The organism is Paenibacillus sp. sgz302164, assembly GCF_056120505.1.
Genome location: NZ_JBVYOL010000001.1, coordinates 401,949 through 422,875, shown reverse-complemented (window position 1 = coordinate 422,875; position 20,927 = coordinate 401,949). Strand labels below are relative to the sequence as shown.

The 20,927-nt window shown below is 53.9% G+C and carries 20 protein-coding genes; 12 read left to right on the top strand and 8 right to left on the bottom strand.

All coding sequences use genetic code 11. From position 1 onward, the window contains the following. Positions 1 to 37 precede the first annotated feature (37 nt). Entirely contained in the window at positions 38 to 3,079 is a 3,042-nt protein-coding gene (locus tag AC0LWT_RS01845) for a cellulose binding domain-containing protein (protein WP_474679501.1), read from the bottom strand. A 543-nt stretch (positions 3,080 to 3,622) separates the two neighbouring features. On the opposite strand from AC0LWT_RS01845, the gene AC0LWT_RS01840 reads away from it, so the two are divergent. The 8 genes from AC0LWT_RS01840 (at position 3,623) to AC0LWT_RS01805 (ending at position 10,632) form a co-directional block, all read left to right on the top strand. Continuing rightward, positions 3,623 to 4,045: a disulfide oxidoreductase gene (locus AC0LWT_RS01840; protein ID WP_474679500.1), complete on the top strand. Its 423-nt coding sequence runs from the start codon at positions 3,623 to 3,625 to the stop codon at positions 4,043 to 4,045. A gap of 144 nt (positions 4,046 to 4,189) precedes the next feature. After that, positions 4,190 to 4,666 (top strand): hypothetical protein, encoded by a 477-nt coding sequence (locus AC0LWT_RS01835; RefSeq protein ID WP_474679499.1) that lies wholly within the window; start codon positions 4,190 to 4,192, stop codon positions 4,664 to 4,666. A gap of 83 nt (positions 4,667 to 4,749) precedes the next feature. After that, positions 4,750 to 5,757: a polysaccharide deacetylase family protein gene (locus AC0LWT_RS01830; protein WP_474679498.1), complete on the top strand. Its 1,008-nt coding sequence runs from the start codon at positions 4,750 to 4,752 to the stop codon at positions 5,755 to 5,757. Between the two features lie 152 nt (positions 5,758 to 5,909). Beyond that, entirely contained in the window at positions 5,910 to 6,719 is an 810-nt protein-coding gene (gene racE / locus AC0LWT_RS01825) for a glutamate racemase (protein ID WP_474679497.1), read from the top strand. Positions 6,720 to 6,854: 135 nt separating this feature from the next. Continuing rightward, complete coding sequence (locus tag AC0LWT_RS01820) at positions 6,855 to 7,754, top strand: M14 family metallopeptidase (RefSeq protein ID WP_474679496.1); 900 nt, start codon at positions 6,855 to 6,857, stop codon at positions 7,752 to 7,754. A gap of 106 nt (positions 7,755 to 7,860) precedes the next feature. After that, a complete protein-coding gene (locus tag AC0LWT_RS01815) occupies positions 7,861 to 8,070 on the top strand; it encodes a hypothetical protein (RefSeq protein ID WP_474679495.1) in 210 nt (69 codons plus the stop codon). A gap of 180 nt (positions 8,071 to 8,250) precedes the next feature. Then, positions 8,251 to 8,892, top strand: a complete 642-nt coding sequence (locus tag AC0LWT_RS01810; RefSeq protein ID WP_474679494.1) for an HlyD family secretion protein — start codon at positions 8,251 to 8,253, stop codon at positions 8,890 to 8,892. Between the two features lie 12 nt (positions 8,893 to 8,904). After that, complete coding sequence (locus tag AC0LWT_RS01805; protein ID WP_474679493.1) at positions 8,905 to 10,632, top strand: DHA2 family efflux MFS transporter permease subunit; 1,728 nt, start codon at positions 8,905 to 8,907, stop codon at positions 10,630 to 10,632. Between the two features lie 66 nt (positions 10,633 to 10,698). Here the strand turns inward: AC0LWT_RS01805 and AC0LWT_RS01800 are convergent, their stop codons facing one another. The 3 genes from AC0LWT_RS01800 to AC0LWT_RS01790 all read right to left on the bottom strand — a co-directional run bounded on the left by AC0LWT_RS01800 (position 10,699) and on the right by AC0LWT_RS01790 (position 13,769). Then, on the bottom strand, positions 10,699 to 10,881 hold the full coding sequence (locus AC0LWT_RS01800; protein ID WP_474679492.1) for a DUF2524 domain-containing protein: 183 nt from the start codon (positions 10,879 to 10,881) through the stop codon (positions 10,699 to 10,701). Positions 10,882 to 11,144: 263 nt separating this feature from the next. Further along, the gene (locus AC0LWT_RS01795) at positions 11,145 to 11,327 is read right to left on the bottom strand and encodes a hypothetical protein (RefSeq protein WP_474679491.1); all 183 of its coding nucleotides are present in this window, start codon (positions 11,325 to 11,327) and stop codon (positions 11,145 to 11,147) included. Positions 11,328 to 11,528: 201 nt separating this feature from the next. Then, positions 11,529 to 13,769 (bottom strand): FAD-dependent oxidoreductase, encoded by a 2,241-nt coding sequence (locus AC0LWT_RS01790; RefSeq protein ID WP_474679490.1) that lies wholly within the window; start codon positions 13,767 to 13,769, stop codon positions 11,529 to 11,531. 132 nt (positions 13,770 to 13,901) lie between these two features. Here AC0LWT_RS01790 and AC0LWT_RS01785 point away from each other — a divergent pair, with 132 nt between their 5' ends. Further along, positions 13,902 to 14,681 (top strand): helix-turn-helix domain-containing protein, encoded by a 780-nt coding sequence (locus AC0LWT_RS01785; protein WP_474679489.1) that lies wholly within the window; start codon positions 13,902 to 13,904, stop codon positions 14,679 to 14,681. Positions 14,682 to 15,604: 923 nt separating this feature from the next. Here AC0LWT_RS01785 and ytvI read toward each other — a convergent pair. The 3 genes from ytvI to AC0LWT_RS01770 all read right to left on the bottom strand — a co-directional run bounded on the left by ytvI (position 15,605) and on the right by AC0LWT_RS01770 (position 17,932). Next, positions 15,605 to 16,717, bottom strand: a complete 1,113-nt coding sequence (gene ytvI, locus AC0LWT_RS01780) for a sporulation integral membrane protein YtvI (RefSeq protein ID WP_474679488.1) — start codon at positions 16,715 to 16,717, stop codon at positions 15,605 to 15,607. Between the two features lie 25 nt (positions 16,718 to 16,742). Next, positions 16,743 to 17,492, bottom strand: a complete 750-nt coding sequence (gene map / locus AC0LWT_RS01775) for a type I methionyl aminopeptidase (RefSeq protein WP_474679487.1) — start codon at positions 17,490 to 17,492, stop codon at positions 16,743 to 16,745. Positions 17,493 to 17,572: 80 nt separating this feature from the next. Further along, positions 17,573 to 17,932 (bottom strand): winged helix-turn-helix transcriptional regulator, encoded by a 360-nt coding sequence (locus AC0LWT_RS01770; RefSeq protein ID WP_474679486.1) that lies wholly within the window; start codon positions 17,930 to 17,932, stop codon positions 17,573 to 17,575. A 193-nt stretch (positions 17,933 to 18,125) separates the two neighbouring features. On the opposite strand from AC0LWT_RS01770, the gene AC0LWT_RS01765 reads away from it, so the two are divergent. Beyond that, a complete protein-coding gene (locus AC0LWT_RS01765) occupies positions 18,126 to 18,428 on the top strand; it encodes an iron-sulfur cluster assembly accessory protein (protein WP_474679485.1) in 303 nt (100 codons plus the stop codon). Beyond that, positions 18,428 to 18,649 (top strand): YuzB family protein, encoded by a 222-nt coding sequence (locus AC0LWT_RS01760; RefSeq protein ID WP_474679484.1) that lies wholly within the window; start codon positions 18,428 to 18,430, stop codon positions 18,647 to 18,649. The genes AC0LWT_RS01765 and AC0LWT_RS01760 overlap by 1 nt, the downstream gene beginning before the upstream one ends. 74 nt (positions 18,650 to 18,723) lie before the next feature. Here the strand turns inward: AC0LWT_RS01760 and AC0LWT_RS01755 are convergent, their stop codons facing one another. Further along, positions 18,724 to 19,218: a glutathione peroxidase gene (locus AC0LWT_RS01755; RefSeq protein WP_474679483.1), complete on the bottom strand. Its 495-nt coding sequence runs from the start codon at positions 19,216 to 19,218 to the stop codon at positions 18,724 to 18,726. A 168-nt stretch (positions 19,219 to 19,386) separates the two neighbouring features. Here AC0LWT_RS01755 and AC0LWT_RS01750 point away from each other — a divergent pair, with 168 nt between their 5' ends. After that, positions 19,387 to 20,877: an esterase-like activity of phytase family protein gene (locus AC0LWT_RS01750; protein ID WP_474679482.1), complete on the top strand. Its 1,491-nt coding sequence runs from the start codon at positions 19,387 to 19,389 to the stop codon at positions 20,875 to 20,877. Positions 20,878 to 20,927 lie beyond the last annotated feature (50 nt).

The following is a 20,927-nucleotide window of genomic DNA, read 5'->3' as shown; positions in this document are numbered from 1 at the left end:
CCGAAAGGTTCCTTTTACACGTTGAACAATGAATAACTTATGGTTCAATGCCCCATTGGAGGCTGCCGGACACGTATGCGGTCACTTTGTCCCAGTCTACGTAGCTGTTTGCCGACGGGTTGAACGAGTAATCTCCCGTTTGCGTGTAGTTGCTCCAGTCGTTTTTGGCGATGCGTCCTTGGACTTCAATGCTTTGGCCTGCCGCCAGGCTGCCTGCTTGGCTGGAGAATCCGATTTCAGTGTAATAGTCGGCGCCGGATACAGGCGCGTTCAATTTCACGAACGTGCCCGTGACATTGGAGCTTCCCGCGTGGGACCAGTCGCACCAGAAGCTTTGCCCTTTCTCGCCGTCAATAGTGTAGTAATAACGCAATTTGACATCGGCCAACGAGATGGCTGCCGTTCCCGTATTCACAAGCTTGAATCTTGTGTACAGGGTGTTGGACGTGCCGTTGGTGTTCGCGTTGAACATTTGTACTTTCAGGTTCCCGCCGGTTTGGCCCGTCGTGTCCGTAATGTTGACGGAAAGTACACGATCGGTGCCTGTGCTGAAGTCGAACGCCAGGTTTGCCGTGCCGACCGGCAGAGCGGCCAGATAGCTTTTCATGATCGTGACGGTGCTGCCGGAGACGGTGTAGTCTGTGCCCTCAACGAGCGCTGCCGCGCCGTTTTTGATGCCGTTTAAGGTGTTGCCGTTAAGCGTTAAAGTGATAGCGATATCGCTTTGCTTGTCCGCTTTTTTGTCAAAGGCTGCCGACGACGGCGAAATCGCCGAGTTGTTCTCGGCAGCGCCGGCAATGTCCCCGTATGCGATGCCGCGCCCGTTCGTTCCTACATAGACGCGTCCGTATACTTTGGGATCGCCTGTAATGGCGCTGTTGGTCACGCCGTACTGATGCTGGTCGTCGTTAACCCGGACCCAGGTTGCGCCGGCATTGTCGGAACGGAAAATGCCTCTTACGTTATCGATTTTGGCCGATACGTAAAGAGCCGTGTAGCTTTGTCCTGGCGCCGCTTTTCCGAAGCCGACCACATCGGCTTGCTGGACACCGGGCAATTTGACGAACGAAGCGCCGGAGTCGGTGGAATGCCACAAGCCGTAAGCGCCGTTTACGCTTCCGCCGGCCAGCCAGATATCGCCTTCGATGCCCGGTACGGCTTTAAAATTCAACACACCGTCGCTCGGCAGGCCGGTCGCCTCCGTTTGCGTAAACGAAGCGCCTCCGTTGGTGCTAATATAAAATTTGCCGCCTGAAACGGCATAAAATTTGTTTTTATTAACGCGGTCGGCTGCGACTTTCGCATTCGCCGGAACGCCGGTGCTGGCTGCCCAGGAGTTGCCGCTGGAGCCGGAATATTGCACGCCAACATCCGGAGTACTCCATACCAGGGAATTGCCGCCGGCGCTTACGGCTATCATGCCCCCGCCTTTAGTGCCGGAAGGTTCCGCGCTGTTGAACCAGTTGCTGCCGCCATCGTAGGAGAGCGCGATGGACTTGGCATTCGCATTGTTCTTATAGTCCCCGAATCCGACACGGGCCATAAAGTTCGGGCTCAGCTCGGCAAAATCGAGGCTGGACGTGCTGCTCGGATTGATCAGCATCTTGGCCGGAGCTTTCGTCAGGTCGTTATGGCGGAAGCCGGAGACATCGCCTACGGCGCTGATCAAAGGCGCGCCCGACGGCGGGCTGACCAGATCGTTGACAGCCATTTCTTCCAATCCTTTGGCGGCAACGGATATATGAATTTTACCGCCGTTGTCCCAATCAGTCAGATTGTCGGTGCCATAGATGGTGGCCCCCGTACCGTACATCATGCGGTTGGAGTTGAACGGGTCGATTTTCAGATCGCCGACCATCCAGCCAAGCTTCGGCGTAACTTCGGGAGGCTGCGGATTCGCTCCGAAATCGAGCCACGGAGCCGCCGAAATATCCTGCGTATAGCGCAGCTTGCGTCCCGGGTAACCGTCCCAGTCCCAGATTCGCGTCCACGTTTTGCCGGCGTCGTTGCTGCGGAAAATAATCGTATCCGGCCACCAGGCGTTCAAGGCCGATACCATAATCGTATCCGGGTGCTGCGCATCGGAGGTCAGTCCGCCGTAACCGAAGAAGTTGTCGCTGCTGCTGCTTGGAACCGGACTGATGTTCGTCCATTCGCCGGTCGTCGTATTAAGCTTCCAGACATCGCCCTTTTCGCCGTCGTACGGTCCGATGCCGTTGTTGTAGGTGATATACAAATTGCCGTTGGACAGCACGCCGTGATGCGGCAGGTAGCCGTTAGGCTGGCCGGGAACGGCGGACCAGGTCGCACCGCCGTCGGTACTGCGGTAGATGCTGTTGCCTTTGTCCGCTACGCCGACATAGATGGTTTGGGTTTCGCTGCCGGGAGCTCCGGTCGACTTGTCGAACGTGATCCAGGCCAGTCCCATAATATCGTTTTGATAGGAATTATCAGGATTTTGCACATAGGTGCCGACATTCGTAAAGCTTGTTACCTTGTTCCAGGTGACCCCATAGTCCGTGCTTTTCCAGAGACCGTTGCCGCTTCGCGCTCCGAAGTAGAGGACGCTGTTTTTGTTCGGGTCGATCGTCAGGCGCTCACCCATGGACCGTCCCGGCATATTTCCGCCGACTTTGAACGGAAGCTGGGTAGCTTGCCATGTATCGCCTTTATCGATGCTGCGCAGGATGTACCCGTTGTTCGGATCCCAGTCGTTCGTATACATGCCCGCTGCGACGTATAAACGGTTTGGTTCGACCGGGTCGGTAGCGAGGGCGTCTGCGCCGTTTTTCCCCCAGTCTTCCCATCCGACCGTATCCAGCAGCGGAATCCAGCTGTTGTCGGCCGGGTTCCAGCGGTACACGCCTCCGATATCAGTACGGGCATAGATCAAATCGGGCTGCTTCTCATTGAAAATAATGCCCGGCACGTACCCGCCTCCGGCGCCCGTAACGACATTCCGCCAGTTGTAAGTCTGGCTTCCGGCCGCCTCGGCTTTAGGAGGCAAGCCGATCCAAGATGTGCCTACAACCGTTGTTGTTAGAAGAACTACTCCAATTCTGCCAAGCCACTTTTTCATCAATACATCTCCTCACAGGTTTAAATTAAAGCGATTTCGTTTTTATAAATCGCTTTGAAGCGGAAACTGGCGTATACCCCCTCTTTTGAGAAAATATGATTTTGCAGTAAACTGACGCCCGGAATAATCTATGAAACTCGACAAATTATACCATTTTTAAGGCTTAATAGTAAATTAAACATGAATTTGGATTGATTTCAATAGTCTAAAAGTCCCCCGTCCGATCCTGCAATCATCCCGGCGAATCAAATTTTTCGTTAGGAGTGCCGCCAGGGGCGAATAAATAAAAAAACGCCCTTTGGCCGCGAGGCTAAAGGACGTTCTTCGTCTCTCTTAGTATACTACTATTTCAGTTACATTCCAAGCGAAAAATTAATTGCCAGGGAGTCGTCCGGCGGAGTACCTTCTACGGACTTCATCAGAGCATGCTTCTAGAAGCAGGAATGATTAAAGTTTACGTTCTCGCGGCCAAACACTACATGATGTAATAGACTTCTTTTACAAATTTACCTATAATGAGGGAGAAAGGGAGGACGAGACCACATGGTTCTGAATAAATGGTTGAAAGACAACGGTATGCACGTCTCATGGTTTATCGCGCTGGTGGCGACGCTGGGGAGCTTGTATTTTTCCGAAATTATGCATTTCCTGCCGTGCAAATTGTGCTGGTATCAACGCATACTGATGTATCCGCTGGTCATTCTGCTTGGCATCGCTTCGGTCCGCAAAGATCATAAGCTCACGATCTACGTGCTGCCGATGACGATTGTAGGGGCCTGCATTTCGATCTATCACGTGCTGCTGCAATCGGGCGTATTCCACGAGTCCGCCACAGGGTGCGGACCTGTTCCGTGCGATGTGGACTACTTGTACTGGTTCGGGTTTATTACGATTCCGATGCTGGCGGGGACTGCTTTTATCCTGATTACAATCGTTCAATTTCTTACATATCGGGCTGCCAAATAAATGCGGTCTGGCGAAAATGGGGCTGTCCCGCAAAGTAGCTTTTTGGCTGCTTGAGGGGCAGCCCTTCTATTTTCGGCTGCCGAAGAGAATGGAGCGCAGGCGTGCAGCCCGGAAACATATACGCTAGAGTCGATCGCACAACGGTTGCGTGAAGAAAACCTGCAAAAGTACAGTTTTTTCTCGGTTGATGCGCTGGCCACGAAAAATTCCTGCAATTGTGCAGGCTTTTCACTACGAATATGGGCTCTGGTTCAAATTTATCGAAAATTCCTGAACAATCGCAGGCTTTTCGCCAAAATGAACTACTTTACGGAAAAAGCCTGCACTTTTGCAGGCTTTCTCTCTTCTGAGCGGATAGTGTGCCTCCTTACTTCAGCGCCGCAACCTGTGCGGAAGAGGCACCGGCGCATCAATCGTTACGGTGGGTGGGTTGGGGAAGAGTACTGCACCCCCTACCTGTTGCAGGCATTCTTCGCACAGCCTTGCAGAAGGGTTGCTGCCTCTAGCGTGGCGTTTTTTTCAGTAGTCAGACTTTTGCAGGCTTTCCTCGCGCTGCCGTGCAAAAGGGCTGCCGCCTCAGAACTTTTGCCAGGCTTGCGTGCTGTCGGTTCATTTTTGTAGAAAAATGCCGAGAAATGGCAGGTAATTCGGCTGGGGCCGTCGAAATGAATACGCGAAAATGTATTCATGAATGAGGTGCCAGGATGATCAGACATACGAAAAGCGCAGCTTTGCTGCTGACACTCGGCGCAGCGCTTGTGGGCTGCACCAATGACAAAGGGGCCACTCCGCCGCTGTCCGCTGCAAATGCAAGCGCGGCACCGCCGTCTGCGACACCGACGGCTCCCGCCGTTTCGCGGACGCCGTCGCCTGCAGCCACTCCCGCCACGCCGGCAAAAAGCCCGAGCCCGACTCCGGCTCCAACCGCGCCGCCGACCGAGGCTCCGAAGCAGACGGCTGCGCCCACCGCCAAAAGCTCAGCGGCTCCCGACCAGGGCTCTGCCAAAGCGGCAGCCGGTGACCGCACGCCTTTTTCATGGTACTACATGAAAAAGAAAACGGGACAAGTCCCCGACTTCCCGAAGGAGACGAAATCTTTTACAGCCGATCAGAAAGCGGTATGGGTAGGCACGGGCAAAAAGGTGTACCTGACCATCGATGCCGGCGGGCCGCTGATCGATGTGGACTTGATGCTCAAGTCGCTGAAGGACAACGATGTGAAAGCGAACTTTTTCATCTCGGGAAACAATATTAAGAAAAATCCGGACTATTTGAAAAAGCTGTTAGCCGACGGCCATTTCATAGCGAATCATACGATGACGCACAAAGATTTCAACGAATTGACCGACGATCAAATCAAAAAGGAAATAACCGATTTTGAAACGATGTACAAAGAAATTACCGGCAAGGAAGTGGAAAAATATTTCCGTTTTCCGTACGGGCGCTACAATATGCATAACCTGAGCCTCGTCTCGGGGATGGGCTATACGTCGGTGTTTTGGTCGACGGCCATGAGAGATTGGGAGCCGCGCAAAAACGGGGCCGAAGATCCGTACAACGATATTATGAATAATTTGCATGACGGCAACGTGATTTTGATGCATCAAGGGTCCAAGGAAAATATGGAGGCGCTGGACCGGATTTGCAAGGAAATTAAGAAAAAGGGTTATGAATTCGGGCTGGTGAACGAGCTGAAGCCGTCCGCGAATTAAGCATTTGTGCCGGATTACGATCACAAACGCACAGGTACCTTTGAAGCTGCGAAATCATATTCTATCCATGTAGACTGAAAGCGGGCTTTATAAGCAGGCCCGCTTTCGGCGCAGCTAAGGGCATACAAAAACCGGCAAAGGATGCGTATACTGTGCAGCAATCGATTGCCATTCTGGACTCCGGAGTCGGAGGATTGACGGTAGTAAAAGAAGTCATGCGCCAGCTTCCGCAAGAAAAAATCATTTATTTCGGAGATACGGCCAGAAGCCCGTACGGACCCAGGTCTGCGGATGAAGTCCGGACGTTTACCAAGCAAATCGTCGATTATTTGAGACAATTCGATCCCAAAATGATTGTGATAGCATGCAATACGGCAACAGCCGTAGCGATTGAAGATATACGCGAAAGGGTATCGATTCCGGTGCTTGGCGTTATTTCGCCCGGAGCGAGAGCTGCGATTAAATCGACCCGCCGCGGCGTCGTCGGCGTGATCGGTACGGACGGAACGATCCGCAGCAACGCCTACGTGCAGGAGCTGACCTCGATTTCACCGGGCATTCGAGTATACAGCGCGGCTTGCCCGCTGCTGGCGCCGTTCGTCGAAAAAGGGCTGTTCGATGCGGACGAAGCCTACGCGGTCGTGGAACAGTCGCTGCGGCCTTTGACCGGGAAGCCGCTGGACTGCCTGATTCTGGGCTGCACGCACTACCCTTTTCTGATGGATGCGATTTCGCGCGTGATGGGGCCGAAAGTGACGCTCATCTCGTCGGCGGACGAAACGGCCCGGGAAATCAGCACGATTCTGTATCACCGCGGGCTATTGTCGGCAGCGGCGGACGTGCCTGTACATCAGTTTTTTTGCAGCGGCGACACAGAGCTGTTCAAAACGATCGCCCAGTCCTGGCTGAAAGAGCAGATTTCCTTAGCGCCTGTCGTTTGGCAGGTGCCCAACATTATGTAAAAGAGCGCCGGAGCGGGAACGACAAAGCCGCGACGGCGCTTTTTTGCATGAATGAAATCGCGGCGGCATAAGCATATACGGCATCGACAAAGCTATGTCGCATGGCGGCGGCAAGCTTGTTCCGGAGGTGGCTTCATGCAACAATACGGCTACTTAAAGCTGTGCGAAGAGATTGCGAGACTTGGGGAGACGTATCCGTTTCTACGTTGTTCTTCGATCGGGTGTTCGGTGCTGGGCCGCAGCATACCGGCCGTAGCGATCGGCACAGGCGCCGGATCCATTCATTACAACGCTTCCATCCACGCGAATGAATGGATTACGACGCCGATTCTTATGCGGTTCTTGGAGGAGGCCGCGGCAGCGTATGCCTCGGGAACGCCATGGCGAGGGCGCAGTGCAAGGCGGATTTTTGCGGATATAACGCTCTGGCTTGTCCCGATGGTAAATCCCGACGGGGTCGAGCTGGTTTTGCACGGCGTTTCATCCGCGCCGTTCCCGTGTGCGGACGCGCTGATCGCCATGAATTGCGGCTCGGGCGACTTCAGGGGCTGGAAGGCCAACGCGCGAGGGGTCGATCTGAACGATCAATTTCCGGCGCATTGGGAGGAGGAGCGGGCCCGCAGAGGACAGCTGTGCCCGGGCGAGCGGGATTACACAGGCGAGGCGCCGCTGACCGAGCCGGAGGCCGCGGCTATTGCGGCTTTTACGGTGGAGCGCAATTTTGAAATGGTGATGGCTCTGCATACTCAAGGGCGGGAAATTTATTGGAACTACAGGGATTACGAGCCTCCTCAGGCGGCAGCGTATGCCGAACGGCTGGCCCGGGCAAGCGGATACAAAGCGGTTAAGCTGACCGGCAGCGACGCGGGTTACAAGGATTGGTTCATCGAAAAGTTTCGCCGTCCGGGCTTTACGATCGAAGTCGGGTATGGGGTAAATCCGCTGCCGGCGGAGACGTTCCCGGCCTTGTACGAAGAAGCCGTGCCCATTTTGCTGGAGGGACTGGAGCTGTTGGGACAAGACCAAGGCAAGTAAAAATACGCCGCGAAAGAAGGCCATGCCCGGCAAGAACCGTTCCCCCGGCTCCTCATATACTGATGACAAGAGCGGTTGCTGAAGAGGAAGCTTGGGAGGGATCGGCATGGCCCCTAAAGGAAAAGCAGGTAAAGCAAGCAAGAAAAAGGAAGTTTCATCCAGGCCTCAATATACGATGAAAATTGTCGAATCGTCGACATGCGCGGTTTGCAAGCAGCAGTGTGCCCGGGGATTGCGGTATTTGGCCGCGATGTCGGAGCCTGGCGCAGTAGGCAAAGGAGTTCCGTGTATCCTGACCAGAAAACGGATTAACTGACGAAAGGGCCGAGAAGGAGACGCTGTCATCGATGCGGAGGTGAAGGATTGCCAGGGCAACCCCCCACGCGCAGGCTTCCTTCTCTTTGCCGTTTTTGCCTGTTTTCTACATATTCCTCTTTTTTGTGGGAGATATTAGGTTTGTTGAAATGACAAACCATCCGGAAAGAGGCGAATCCTAATGAAGGGCACGGCACGCATGATCGTACTTAACATAATTCTGCTCATTATTCTTGTTGGGGGAGCGGCGATAGGCTACTACTTTTACAACCAGTCCATCAACTACTTATCGACGAACAATGCACAAATCACGGGCGATCAAATAGTGATCAGCGCATCCGCATCCGGAAAATTGACGGATTGGTACGGAGAAACGGGCAAAAAAATGTCCCAGGGAGACCGGATCGGAGCAGTCGCGGCAGCGTCGGGCGCCGTAGATATTTTAACGCCCAAACAAGGAACGATCGTTCAGCAGAGCGCAATCACCGGATCGCTCGTATCGGCAGGGGTGCCGCTGGCGTATCTCTACGATTTGGATCGGCTCTGGGTGACGGCGAACGTAAAGGAAACGGAAATCAATGACGTGAAACTGGGACAAGCCGTCGACGTTTACGTGGATGCGTTTCCGGGAACGACGTTAAGCGGCAGGGTGGACAGGATAGGGCTGGCGACAGCCGGAACTTTTTCGCTGATGCCGGCCTCGAACACAACCGGCAACTATACGAAGGTGGCCCAGGTCATCCCTGTTACGATCTCGCTGGAGGGCAACCGCGGGCTCGGCCTCATACCGGGAATGAGCGTCACCGCGCGCATTCATAAGTAAGGGAGCGGACATATGAATGCGTATGCGATAGGCTATGCCGTATTCAGTCTTGTTGTCATTGCGGCGGTGAACCGGTTTGCCGTCAAAAGATGGAGGCGCAAAGCCGAGGGAGCGAGCGGGCATTACACGCCGGTACCCGAGCCGTCCGATCTGCTGGTCGAAATGTCGGAGGAGCTGAACGGCAGCCGGAGGTCCGCTGCAAGAAAATCCGCTTCCCCGCGAACGGCGGAAGTCAAAGTGGGCCAACTGCTTGCGGTGCTCATGCTGGGGGCTTTCGTCGCCATTTTGAACCAGACGCTTATCAATGTTGCTATTCCTCATATTATGACCGATTTCAACGTAGCGGCCAACGTCGTGCAGTGGCTGACGACGGGTTACATGCTGGTAAACGGCGTCATGATTCCGATAACCGCCTTTTTAATAGAACGGTTCGGCTCCCGGGTGATGTTTTTAACCGCGATGATTTTGTTTACCGCAGGGGCTCTGATTTGCGCGGTCGCGCCCAACTTCGCGCTGCTGATGACGGGGAGGGTCGTGCAGGCCTCGGGAGCGGGCATCATTATGCCGCTGATGATGACTGTATTTTTAACGGTTTTTCCGCCTGAAAAAAGAGGGAGCGCCATGGGAACGATGGGCATCGCGATGATTTTCGCCCCGGCGATCGGCCCGACGCTTTCGGGATGGCTCGTTCAGACGTATACGTGGCGGCTGCTGTTTTATATCGTACTGCCGATCGGTCTGGTCGACATTTTGCTGGCCATTGCGCTGATGGGCAACGTGACCAAAATATCCAAAGTAAAATTCGACTTTTGGGGATTTTTCTTTTCAACGGTCGGCTTCGGCGGCCTGCTGTTCGCTTTCAGCGAAGCGGGCACAGCCGGTTGGCAGAGCACGGAAGTGCTCGGAACGTTGACGACAGGGATACTGAGCCTGATCGGTTTTGTGTGGCGGGAGCTGACCGCCGAGGAACCGATGCTCGATCTGCGGGTGTTCACCTACAACATTTTCACATTGACGACTATCGTCAGTTCCATCATCAATATGGCGATGTTCGCAGCGATGATTTTGCTGCCGATCTACTTGCAGAACATTCGCGGATTCACCCCGCTCGCTTCGGGTTTGCTGCTGCTTCCGGGCGCGATACTGATGGGCATTATGCAGCCGATCGCAGGCATGGTGTTCGACCGGATCGGGGTCAGACTGCTGGCCGTCACCGGCCTCGTCATTACGACCGTTACGACCTGGGAGTTCAGCAAGCTGACGGCGGATACGTCCTACAGCCACATTTTGCTGCTGTACTGCCTGCGGATGTTCGGCATGTCTTTCATGATGATGACTATTATGACCGAAGGGATGAACCAACTGCCCAGACATTTGCATAGCCACGGAACGGCGATGTCCAATACGCTGCGGCAGGTGGCGGGCTCATTGGGAACGGCGCTGCTGGTGACCGTCATGAGCAGCAGGACGGATTTCCATATGGGGAACACCGGCAACACGTTTACCGCGACGAATCCGATTATTACGGCGGAATTGGCCCGCCTGGGGCACGGAGTTGCCGAGATGGCGCATATCCCCGTTGCGGCAGGCAGCAAGCTCGTAACTACGCTGATTTATGGAACCGCGATGAAAGAATCGACGATCAGCGGCATTAACGACGCGTTTGTGATCGCCACAATCATAACGGCCGTTGCTCTGGTGCTTTCGTTTTTTATAAACAGGGTGAAGCGGGTATCGTGAGCCTTGCAAACGCGAAAAAGCCCATCCGGCCTGAACATGAGGCTGAATGGGCTGCATTTTTTGCGCTTAATGACGGATGGAGCATTTATTCTCAATGAATCGGATCTGATTTTCGATCCGGTTCAGCAGTTCCTGAGACTCCCGGTCAGGAGTTCCTTGCGCTTTAAGTTGATCCAGCTCTTCTTTCAGACTGTGCAGGTCGGCGCCGGCATTGGCGCAGTCGTAGTTGCTTTCCAATTGTTCCATCATGCTTGCCGCCTCCCGGGAAATGTTCGGTTGATTTTCATTTTCTGCCTTTGCTGCTGCTCTTGTCCGAAGTCCGGTTCGTCGTGTTCTGGCTGCCGTGGCCTTGCTGTTTGTTGTCAGACATGTTCATCACTCCCTGGTCGAATAGAATGGTCGATGCGCTTTTAGTATGAGCGAATCGGTACGCCATTAACCGCCAGGCCGTGAAAATGAAAAAGGCCCTGCGCCCCGATGAGCGTATCATCGAAACGCAAGGCTGTATGCAATTAGTGGTTCGAATGGAGCAGTTTATCTTCGAGAGATTGTTTCAGCTTTTTAATGGCATCTGTTTCAAGCTTGTGATTTTGCGGGAATTTGGCACCGGACAATGCGAGCGCTTCCTTGACGGTCATTTCCACACGAATAACTTCTTCGCCCTGAGGGATGTGCAGTGAGTTATTGTTCATCATAATCACTCCTATATCAACTTTTTGAAGTGAAAACCTTGATTTAACGCACTTTTAATATAACACACCATGTCAGGTATATCAAGAGGGAAAAAGACCCAACTCTTGAGAAAAGCTGCCCGGCGAATGTCGGCCGTTGGACCAGGAACCGCCATAAAAGCGGAGCTTTTGCGCCCAGCCGGGCAATTGGCGGCGTCCGCCCGCTTAATTGTAACAGCGCACTTCTACAATTTCCGCTCGTGAAGCTCCGTTCGCTGCCTCGACGGTAACACGGATGCGGTCCGTACGGACGGCTTGGGCCAGCTTGTGGACGTGTTTGCGGGTGTAGTTGCCGCGCACTTCGGCCAAAGTGAGCCAATCGCCATGCGCAAACGCCTGCAGCGTATAATCTTTGACCAGCTCCGGAATGGCTTCAAACGGCGTCAGGTGATGATGAAGATTGATCAAATCTTCATTCACATCGTCGTTGAAGGTCAGATGGACGTTGCTGATTTCAACTTCATCCGGCCAGCTGAGCTCCAGCCATTCGGGCGATTCGGGCTGTACGGTGTCCGAGGACCACATATGCGGGCCGGCGTAAGGCCGGGTGCAGCCGTCCACGGCTTTGTCCGGTGAAAAAGCGGAAGTCGCCGAAGCCAGACGGAAACAAATCGGCTTGCGCACAAATACCTGCATGCTCCACTCCGCTACGGGCTGGGTGTGTACGGTATCTCCTGTAAGACTCGGATCGCTGCCATGGAGGAAAGAAAGCACGCCGGTATGCGGGCGATCCGATACGTGTACGGACAAATCCGGATTGCTGCGTATGACGATGAAGGCGTTCCGGGCGGTTCCCGGATGCCAGGAGAGATCGGTCCGCACCCACTGCCGCGAGCCTTTCGTTACGCCGGTGCGCGACGTGGCGATAAGCGTGTGCGGGACATAGTTTTGCGCTTTGCCGGTGCTCCAAAGCTCCACAGTCAGCTCGCTGTCCCGGCCGGCGTCGAGCAGCAGCTCCAGCCCGGACAGGTGCGGATCGACGGGCAGCAGCAGGCCGAGATCGGCGGTCAAATGAACCGTTGCCGCGGAGTCGGCAACTTCCAGCTTGGTTAACACGCTGGAAGCCGATGTCATGGCGAGGCGCGCCAAATCCGCCTCGTCGCCGTTCTTCAGGCCGAGCACGGCGGCGTCCTGACGCAGCAGCGTCTGCTGCAGCGCCTCCAGATGGCGCTCCCGCAGCTCGCGCGGCGTGACGCCTTTCTGCACGCAGAGCGCGGCTCCCGTGCCCGCGGCTTCGCCGATAACCGCGCACGTCGCCATGACCCGCGTCGTGCCGAAGGCGACGTGCGAGGCGCTGATGTTGCGGCCGGCCATAAGCATATTGCGCACGTTGACGGAGTACAGCGAGCCGAACGGGATATGGTAGTTGCCGTCCATATGCCAGTGCTTTGAGCCGTTCTCCGCGGCATACATGCCTTGCGGCGGATGCAGATCGATGGACCATCCGCCGAAGGCGACGCGGTCGGCGAACTCCTTTTGCTCAAGCAGATCGTTCTGGTTCAATACGTAGTCCCCGACGAAACGACGATACTCCCGCTTCCCGGGTAGCGAGCCGATCCATTCAAGCGTCAGATGGCTGCTGTCGAATTTGCCGGAGTTTTTAATGTAATCCCAGATGCCGTAAATGACGGCGCTCAGCTCATCGCGAATCCGTTCGTTATCGTGCACCGTGTCGAGCTCGCCGCCCCACTCGATCCACCAGTAAGCGCAGCCGTTATCGCCGCTGCGGATCATGCGTCGGATCGGGATCGACGTTTGCGTAATGTCTTTGGCAAAGGCGGGAGGCGTGTATTTGACGGGTTTTCCCGCATTTTTGGTATAAAAAAGCAGCGTGCTGCCCAGCGTAATATCGTCCGGGATCAAAGGCGCCCAGTCTTCGCCGTATTCTTCTCTCGCCTCTCGCCCGATGCGGTGCCGGGCCCCGGCCAGAAAGCCGACGAGGCCGTCTCCCGTACAGTCGAGATAGATCGGGCTCTCAAAGCGGATCCGCCGCTCCGAGCCCATCATCCAGCCCGTTACCGAGCGGATCGTCCGGTCGTCTTCCGAGCCGTCCGCTTCGACTTCATGCACATCGGTGTTCAGGAAAAGGGTGATGTTGGGCTCAGCCTTCACCTTCTCCAGCACGACCAAATCCCAAATATACGGATTCCCGTCCATATTGCGGTACTGGTTCTCGACGAACAGCTCACCCATAATACCGGTCTCACGGGCATACCTGTGAACGCCGTGCGCCGTTGCGCCGCACACCCATACGCGCACTTCGCTGCTGGAGTTGCCGCCAAGCACCGGCCGGTTTTGCACGAGCGCCACGGTTCGGCCTAACCGGGCTGCGGCGACGGCCGCGCAGACGCCCGCCAATCCGCCGCCTACGACGGTAATGTCGCTTGCGAAAGTTTCGTTTTTCATCCTGATCGCTCCCTGCTCAAAAGGAAATATATATCTTGTATTTCATTGTAAAATACGATATGTTCATTGAACATGCAATCCGTTGCATATCGCATATACTTTATTTCATCGATATCATTGAGGGGGAGAAGGATGGTTCGGGTCCCGTCCGCGCGGTTGATATCTCATGTATACTGGCATCGGAAACGGCAGTTTATGTTGGACAAAGACCGGTACTCCTGCTGGACGATGTTTGCGGTCGAGGCAGGGCGGTTCCAATATCAAATTGGTGAGGAGAGCGGAGAAGCAGGGTTCAAAGAGCTCGTCGTCTGTCCGCCTCACGAGTGGTTTCACCGCAGGACAGCGGAGCCGCTGTCGTTTCATTTTTTGCAATTCGCCTGGATTCCGCCGTTTCAGCCGGAGGAAGAATCCGAGTGGTGCGGCAAGCTGGCCGTCCGGGATGCGGAGCGGCTGCTGTCGGATTACGAATACTTAAGGAAGCTTCCCGATTGGGACGAGGAGAGCGCAGCGCATAAGGAGCATATGTTGAATGATCTGCTCAGGCTGGTACGGATGGAAAAGGGGAGGATCGAAGTCCCGGAGCCGGTTGCGGACCGGAAAATGGAGCTTGCCCGGAACATGTTGACCGAGCGGGCCGACGAAGCGTTCAGCATGTCGGAGGTGGCTGAGCGACTGGGGCTTACGCCCGTGCAGCTGACGCGGCGGTTCCGCAAGGCGTTCGGCCTGAATCCGTCGGAGTATGTGCAGGACGTCCGCTTGGCGAAAGCGCGCCGGCTCCTGGCGGAGACGACGCTGACGCTGGAAGAAATCGCCGGAGCTTGCGGCTACGAGAACGGCTTTTATTTCAGCCGCGTGTTCAAAAAGAAAACCGGACTCGCCCCATCGGATTACCGTCATATGCACAGAGTGTGAGCCGAAAAGCGTAGTTGCCGCCGTCAAGCGGCGCCCCACCGCACGCTGGGGAGTTGCGCCCGGTGGGCCGTTCCTTTTGCTGCGCGGTGAGGTGGGCTGCTCCTTTTGCTGTGCGCACGACGGGCCACGCCTGCAGCGTACCACTTCTTTAGCTGCACCGTACGGCGGGCCACTTCTTTAGCTGCGCCGCCCGACGCTCCACTTCTTTTACTTCGCCGCCCGGCGGGGTATTAGGGGGCTTGGCAGGGCGGTCTGTGGAGAAAGTCTGTGAAAGTGCAGCCATAATGAACTTGAGCAATTTTGTAGCGGTGAAAAGCCTGCACAATTCAGGCTGTTGAAAAGCCTCCACGTTAGGGGGGATAGCCTGGCCGCACGAAGAAAACCTGCAAAAATACATGAATTTGCGCCCTTGATCGCTGGGCACGAACAATTCCTGCAAAAGTACAGGCTTTTCACCGAGCAGATGGACTCCGACTCGCTTTCAGCGAAAATTCCTGCACTTTTGCAGGTTTTTCGCCAAAATCAGCCGATTTCACAGGGAAAACCTGCACTTTTGCAGGTTTTCTCTCTACCAAGCTGCCTCTCTGCCCAGTTGTGCAGTTCCACGACCTATACCGGGAGGGGCGCGCATTAGCCACTGGTTCCCCCAACCCTCACAGAGTATCGCTACTTTCTCGGGCAGCCTGCACAATCTCCAATTGCAGGAAGGGTTCGTGGCAGGGGGCTAAACAGTCAGCGAGCCCCGAAGCTGCATGTTTGCAGGCTTTCTCAGCGCAGCGCAGAAGCCTCGGCAGATTGTTCATCCAGCTCTAACGCATACGTTTCCGACAAAGCAGTTTGTGCAGGCGGTCTCCGCCGCGGCATGGCAATAGCCGCCCTTTTAACCCCTTGCATGGGGAAAAGGGCGGCTATCATTTTCGCGTTTAAGATCCGCCATAGGGGCTGCGGTTGTCCGAATATTCGTCCTGCGGCTTGCTGATCCATTGTTGCAAATATCCCTGGTCGTACAGCGCCTTGATCAAAATGATCAGCACCGGGGACATGATGACGCCGGCGACGCCGAACAGGGACAGCGAGACGATCATGAAAGCGAGTGTCGTAAAAGCCGATACGCCGAGCGATTCGCCCGTAATTTTGGGCTCCATAAACTGCCTGACGAGGATTACAACCACAAGTACGATGGTCAGCCAAATGGCCAAAGTCGTATTGCCGACGATAAACAGGTAAATGATCCAAGGAATGAACAAGGTCGAAACGCCGAGCAGCGGCAGCACATCGAAAATCGCCGACAGCAGCGCAACGGAGAACGCGTTGTTGACGTTCAAAACGAGCAGCGCGGCAAAAATGACGACAAATGTCAGCGAAATCAGCTTCAGCTGCGCCTTGATGTAGGAAACGATGCCTTTGATCACGTTTTCTTTAAGAAAGTAGTAGGCCGTTTTAAACGTCCGAGGGGTTTTGTCGCTCGCAAACTTGTTCCACGATTCGATCTCGATGCTCAAGAAGTACGCCAGAATGATGCCGACGATAAAATTAAACATGAACGTGGAAAACGACGTCAGCGAGTTGACGAGCCCCGATAAAAAGCTGACCAGCAGCTTGGACGCTTTTTCCGCGAATTGAGCGGCGTAGCTTTGCGCTTTCGCTACGACGTCGTCGGGCAGGTTCCGTATCGAGCCTTGCAGCTGGCTGACTTTTTCCACGATCTGCGATTGGAACACGGCTTTGTATGTATCGATTTTTTCCGCCAGACTCATGATCTGGTTCGTGAAAATCAGGGCCGCACCTGCAAGTGCGCCTAAAATAATAAGCACGAACACCAGGGTGGAAATCGCGGAAGCGATGGACTTCGGCATCCCTTTGCGGTGCAGAAAGCGAGCCAGAGGCTCGATTATCGCATAGATAATCAGAGCCAGAAAAATAGGCGTCGCGATGCGGTACAAATAGCTGAAAAGAAGCATGAACAAATAGACGGTAAGCACGATGAGCGCTATATCAAAAGCCGTCCTCCAATATTTCCTGTAAAAAGAAATCACCTGGGTTCCTCCGTAACCAAAGCTGCTATGATTGGTCGGTCAAAATGATCGGTCCGCTGCTTGTGATCGCTATCGTATGCTCGTATTGGGCCGAGAGGCTGCCGTCGACGGTACGGGCTGTCCATCCGTCCAGATCTATTTTGGTAAAGTATTTGCCTACATTGAGCATCGGCTCGATCGTGAACACCATGCCTTCTTTAATGCGCGGGCCTTTGCCGGCCGGGCCGTAGTGCGGCACTTGCGGCTCTTCATGCATCTCGGAACCGATGCCGTGTCCGATGAAGTCCCTGACGACGGAAAAACCTTGGGATTCGGCGTACACCTGAATCGCATGCGATACGTCGCCGATCCGGTTGCCCGGGACCGCTTTTTCAATGCCTTTGTACAGCGATTCCTTGGTCACTTCCAGCAGCTTTTCCGCTTCGGGGGAGATGCTGCCGACCGCGTACGACCAGGCCGAGTCCGCCAGCCAGCCGTCCAAATTAACGACCATATCGATCGTGACGATGTCGCCGTTCTTCAACGGCTCTTTGCCCGGAAAGCCGTGGCAAATGACATCGTTTACGGAAGCGCAGGTGGCGTAGGGGTAGCCGCGGTATCCTTTTTGCTCGGGAGTCGCGCCGTGTCTGGCAAGGAAGCCTTCGACGAATTGGTCGATCTCCCATGAGGTGATGCCCGGGCGGATCATTTTGGCAATTTCTTTATGGCAGTCCGCGAGAATGCGCCCGGCCTTGCCCATTTTTTCAATCTGTTCTTTTGACTTGATTATGATCATCCAGTAAACACTCCTCAGTTGTAGTAAGCAGCCATGCAGAAATTGGCTCTCTTAAACGAAGCTTTGTCCTTAATGGACCATTATGTCCATTTTGCCGACCATAACTTCATTTCTTTCAATATTTGATGCAAATCCTGGCCTTTAGGTGTCAACGTGTATTCGACGGTTACGGGAACTGTCGGATAAGCGGTCCGCTCCAAAACGCCGTGATCCTCCAGATGCCGCAGCGTATCGGTGAGCGATTTGGGGCTGATGCCGGCGATTTGGCGCTGCAGTTCTCCGAAGCGGCGTGTCCCGCAGAACAACTCGCGAAGTACGAGGAAGGCCCATTTTCCTCCGATCACTTCCAGCGTTCTTTCTATTGAGCAGTCAATCACCTTCGGCTCTTTGGGGATGTAGTTGCTGAGCGGAGCGACTTTCTCATTCTCTAGCGTAGACATGGGAACGCATCCTTTCCGGTTCAATACTAACGTTAAGGTAAGTAAGTTTCCAAGTTGAATTTAGTGGAGAATCGATTTACTACTAACCATTTTATAGAGCTGGGGCGAAATTGGCAATACGAAACCAAAGTTGATTTCGTCCCTCTGATTATTTACAATAAGATTAAAATTTGTTTCAGGAGATGTGTACAAGATGAAAGTCAAAATTTCACGCAACGCTGCCAAAGTACTTCAGATGGAACTGGACAAAGAAGAAAACAAAGGATTGACCGTACGCGTTCAAGTGACTCACAAGCATGGCGATCATGCGCACTATGGACTCGGACTGGACGATAAATCGGAGAACGATGTCGTAGTTACAACCGATAAAGGGATTGATGTCCTGCTTGACAAAAACGAGCCGCTTCTTGACGGCATCCGCATCGATTATTTTTATACGCCTGAAGAAGGGTTCATGATTACGAACCCGAGCAAAGGGAACCACGGAGATCACTAATGCCTAATGACATACGCATTTGTGACAAATGCAAACATATGAAAGTAAAGACCGCCGTGTCGAAGCTGAACCGCATCGCGCCGGACGACGACGTCAAGGTGGGCTGTAAATCTTATTGCGGTCCCTGCTCTCGTTTTGCTTTTATTTTTATTAACGGGCGTTACATAACCGGGGCGACGGAAGACGAAGCTATCGAAAAGGCGAAGAAGTATGTAAAATAACGCCCGGTTTAATAGAAAAAGCATCCCTTCACAGTGTGAGAGGATGCTTTTTTGCTTTCGTTTGCGGGCTTGCTTCAGGCGTGTACGGCGGACTGTTCCAAAAGCTTGCGGATTTGATCGTCGATTTTCCGCGGCGCCGTCGTGGGAGAGAACCGTCTGACCACCTGTCCCTGCCGGTCGACGAGAAATTTCGTGAAGTTCCACTTGATGCCGGAACCGAACAATCCGGATGCCGATTGCTTCAAATGGCGGTAGAGCGGGTGTGTGTCCGGGCCGTTCACATCGATTTTGGAGAACAGAGGGAAGTTGACGCCAAAATTAAGCTGGCACGCCTGTTCAACCTGCGCGTCGTCGCCGGGCTCTTGCTCTTTAAATTGGTTGCAAGGAAAGCCGAGCACGGCAAAGCCCTGATCTTTATATGTGTCATAAAGCTCCTGAAGTCCGGCAAACTGCGGGGCAAACCCGCATTTGGTCGCCGTGTTGACGATCAGCAGCACTTGGCCGCGATAGTCGGCAAGCGGCTTTTCTTCGCCGCGGATCGTCCGGGCGCTATAATCGTAAACGCTCATGAAAATCACCTTCTTTTGAATTTTTGACAATTTAATTGTACACAATTATTAATCGAATGGGAAGTGGCAATTTTCATTTACAATTTCTTTGCATTTCGTTAACACAGCGTAAATAAATGCAAAGTATGCTTCTGTAAGATAGTGGAATTACACTTTGGAGGGGATCAAATGAAAAAGATCAATGGAAAAAAACAATTGCTGGTCGTGCTGGGAGCGGCATTAGTCGTATCCGGCGCACAAGTCGTTTCTGCAGGACAAGCTGCAATCGAAGCGATTGCAGTGAAATTCCCGATTGTGTCCGGGGGAAAAGAACTGAAGCTTGACAAAGATCCGGTTGTCATCGACGGAAGCACCTATGTGCCGCTTCGCACCATTGGTGAAGCGCTCGGCAAGCAAATCGACTGGAACGATTGGAACCAGAGCGTGACGTTGAAAGAAATTCCAAAGTTGGGCGACAAGTTTGAATGGAAGAATGCGCCTTCTCTCGGCAAAGGCATTCAGGAAGGCGGATTCTCCGGGCTTATTCATTTGCAGAAAGACCCCGCAGACACTTTCTACACGATAGCGGACCGCGGGCCTAATGGGGAAGTTGGCAAGGAGAAGCTGCGTACGTTCCCGATCGATACTTACAACCCGCGCATTTACAAGATTAAAGTGGCGGGCGGCAGCATCGAAGTTTTGGAAACGATCAAACTGCAGCTTCCCGACGGCAAAAAGGACAAAGTGACGAACAGTTCTTATATTACAGGGCTTCCGAATCTGGAAGGGCCGGACGAGGTTCCTTATGACGAGAAAGGAGCAACCAAGCTTTCCTATGATCCGGACGGTCTGGATCTGGAAGGAATTGCTTACAATCCGGCAGACGACACGTTCTGGTTGTCGGAAGAGTACCGTCCGTCCATCTTGCAGGTTAAGCGGGACGGCACAATTTTGGGCCGCTACGTGCCGAAAGGGATGAAGGAGAAGCTGGTTGCTGCCGGTGCGCAGACAGCGATCTATGATATTTTGCCCGAAGTATACGGCAAGAGAATCTCGAATCGCGGTTTCGAAGGCGTTACGATTTCGCCTGACGGCAAATCGCTCTATACGTCGATTCAAAGTCCGATGGCGAACCCGGACAAAAAGACCGGCGAGGCTTCCCGCAACCTGCGCATTTTGAAGCTGGATCTGGCTTCCAAGCAGGTAACCGGAGAGTACGTCTATGTGGCCGAGCAGGCCGGGATGTTCACGAACGTGAAGCAAAAAGATGTGGTGATCAGCGATCTTTCCGCTTTGTCCGAAAATGTTCTGCTTGTCGACGAGCGCGACAAAAACTCCGGAGCGGAAGTGCAGTTGAAGCGCATCTATAAATCGGATTTCTCCAAAGCGACGAATTTGCTCGGTACGGATGAGAGCAAAAATCTGGAGAGCTTGAGCGTACAGCAATTGAAGGATAAGGGCATTCAGCCGGTCGGCAAAGAGCTTGTCGTCGACATCGCCAAGCTCGGCTATCCGTACGAAAAAATCGAAGGCTTAACGGTCGTTGATGCCAATACGATCGCCATCGTCAACGATAACGACTTTGGCATCAGCTACGATGATAAGGGCAGCCTGACGATGACAGGTGTGCCGACACAGCTGCAGCTTATTAAAGTATCGGACAACTTGCTGGCAAAATAATAACGTAAAGCAGGCAGCCGGGCATCGCCGGGCTGCCTGTTTTTTTCATG

Bases quoted from the DNA above. Each gene is read 5' to 3' on its own strand.
- AC0LWT_RS01845 (WP_474679501.1), bottom strand. From the start codon at position 3,079: ATGAAAAAGTGGCTTGGCAGAATTGGAGTAGTTCTTCTAACAACAACG.
- AC0LWT_RS01840 (WP_474679500.1), top strand. From the start codon at position 3,623: ATGGTTCTGAATAAATGGTTGAAAGACAACGGTATGCACGTCTCATGG.
- AC0LWT_RS01830 (WP_474679498.1), top strand. From the start codon at position 4,750: ATGATCAGACATACGAAAAGCGCAGCTTTGCTGCTGACACTCGGCGCA.
- AC0LWT_RS01820 (WP_474679496.1), top strand. From the start codon at position 6,855: ATGCAACAATACGGCTACTTAAAGCTGTGCGAAGAGATTGCGAGACTT.
- AC0LWT_RS01815 (WP_474679495.1), top strand. From the start codon at position 7,861: ATGGCCCCTAAAGGAAAAGCAGGTAAAGCAAGCAAGAAAAAGGAAGTT.
- AC0LWT_RS01810 (WP_474679494.1), top strand. From the start codon at position 8,251: ATGAAGGGCACGGCACGCATGATCGTACTTAACATAATTCTGCTCATT.
- AC0LWT_RS01805 (WP_474679493.1), top strand. From the start codon at position 8,905: ATGAATGCGTATGCGATAGGCTATGCCGTATTCAGTCTTGTTGTCATT.
- AC0LWT_RS01800 (WP_474679492.1), bottom strand. From the start codon at position 10,881: ATGATGGAACAATTGGAAAGCAACTACGACTGCGCCAATGCCGGCGCC.
- AC0LWT_RS01795 (WP_474679491.1), bottom strand. From the start codon at position 11,327: ATGATGAACAATAACTCACTGCACATCCCTCAGGGCGAAGAAGTTATT.
- AC0LWT_RS01790 (WP_474679490.1), bottom strand. From the start codon at position 13,769: ATGAAAAACGAAACTTTCGCAAGCGACATTACCGTCGTAGGCGGCGGA.
- AC0LWT_RS01785 (WP_474679489.1), top strand. From the start codon at position 13,902: ATGGTTCGGGTCCCGTCCGCGCGGTTGATATCTCATGTATACTGGCAT.
- map (WP_474679487.1), bottom strand. From the start codon at position 17,492: ATGATCATAATCAAGTCAAAAGAACAGATTGAAAAAATGGGCAAGGCC.
- AC0LWT_RS01770 (WP_474679486.1), bottom strand. From the start codon at position 17,932: ATGTCTACGCTAGAGAATGAGAAAGTCGCTCCGCTCAGCAACTACATC.
- AC0LWT_RS01765 (WP_474679485.1), top strand. From the start codon at position 18,126: ATGAAAGTCAAAATTTCACGCAACGCTGCCAAAGTACTTCAGATGGAA.
- AC0LWT_RS01760 (WP_474679484.1), top strand. From the start codon at position 18,428: ATGCCTAATGACATACGCATTTGTGACAAATGCAAACATATGAAAGTA.
- AC0LWT_RS01755 (WP_474679483.1), bottom strand. From the start codon at position 19,218: ATGAGCGTTTACGATTATAGCGCCCGGACGATCCGCGGCGAAGAAAAG.
- AC0LWT_RS01750 (WP_474679482.1), top strand. From the start codon at position 19,387: ATGAAAAAGATCAATGGAAAAAAACAATTGCTGGTCGTGCTGGGAGCG.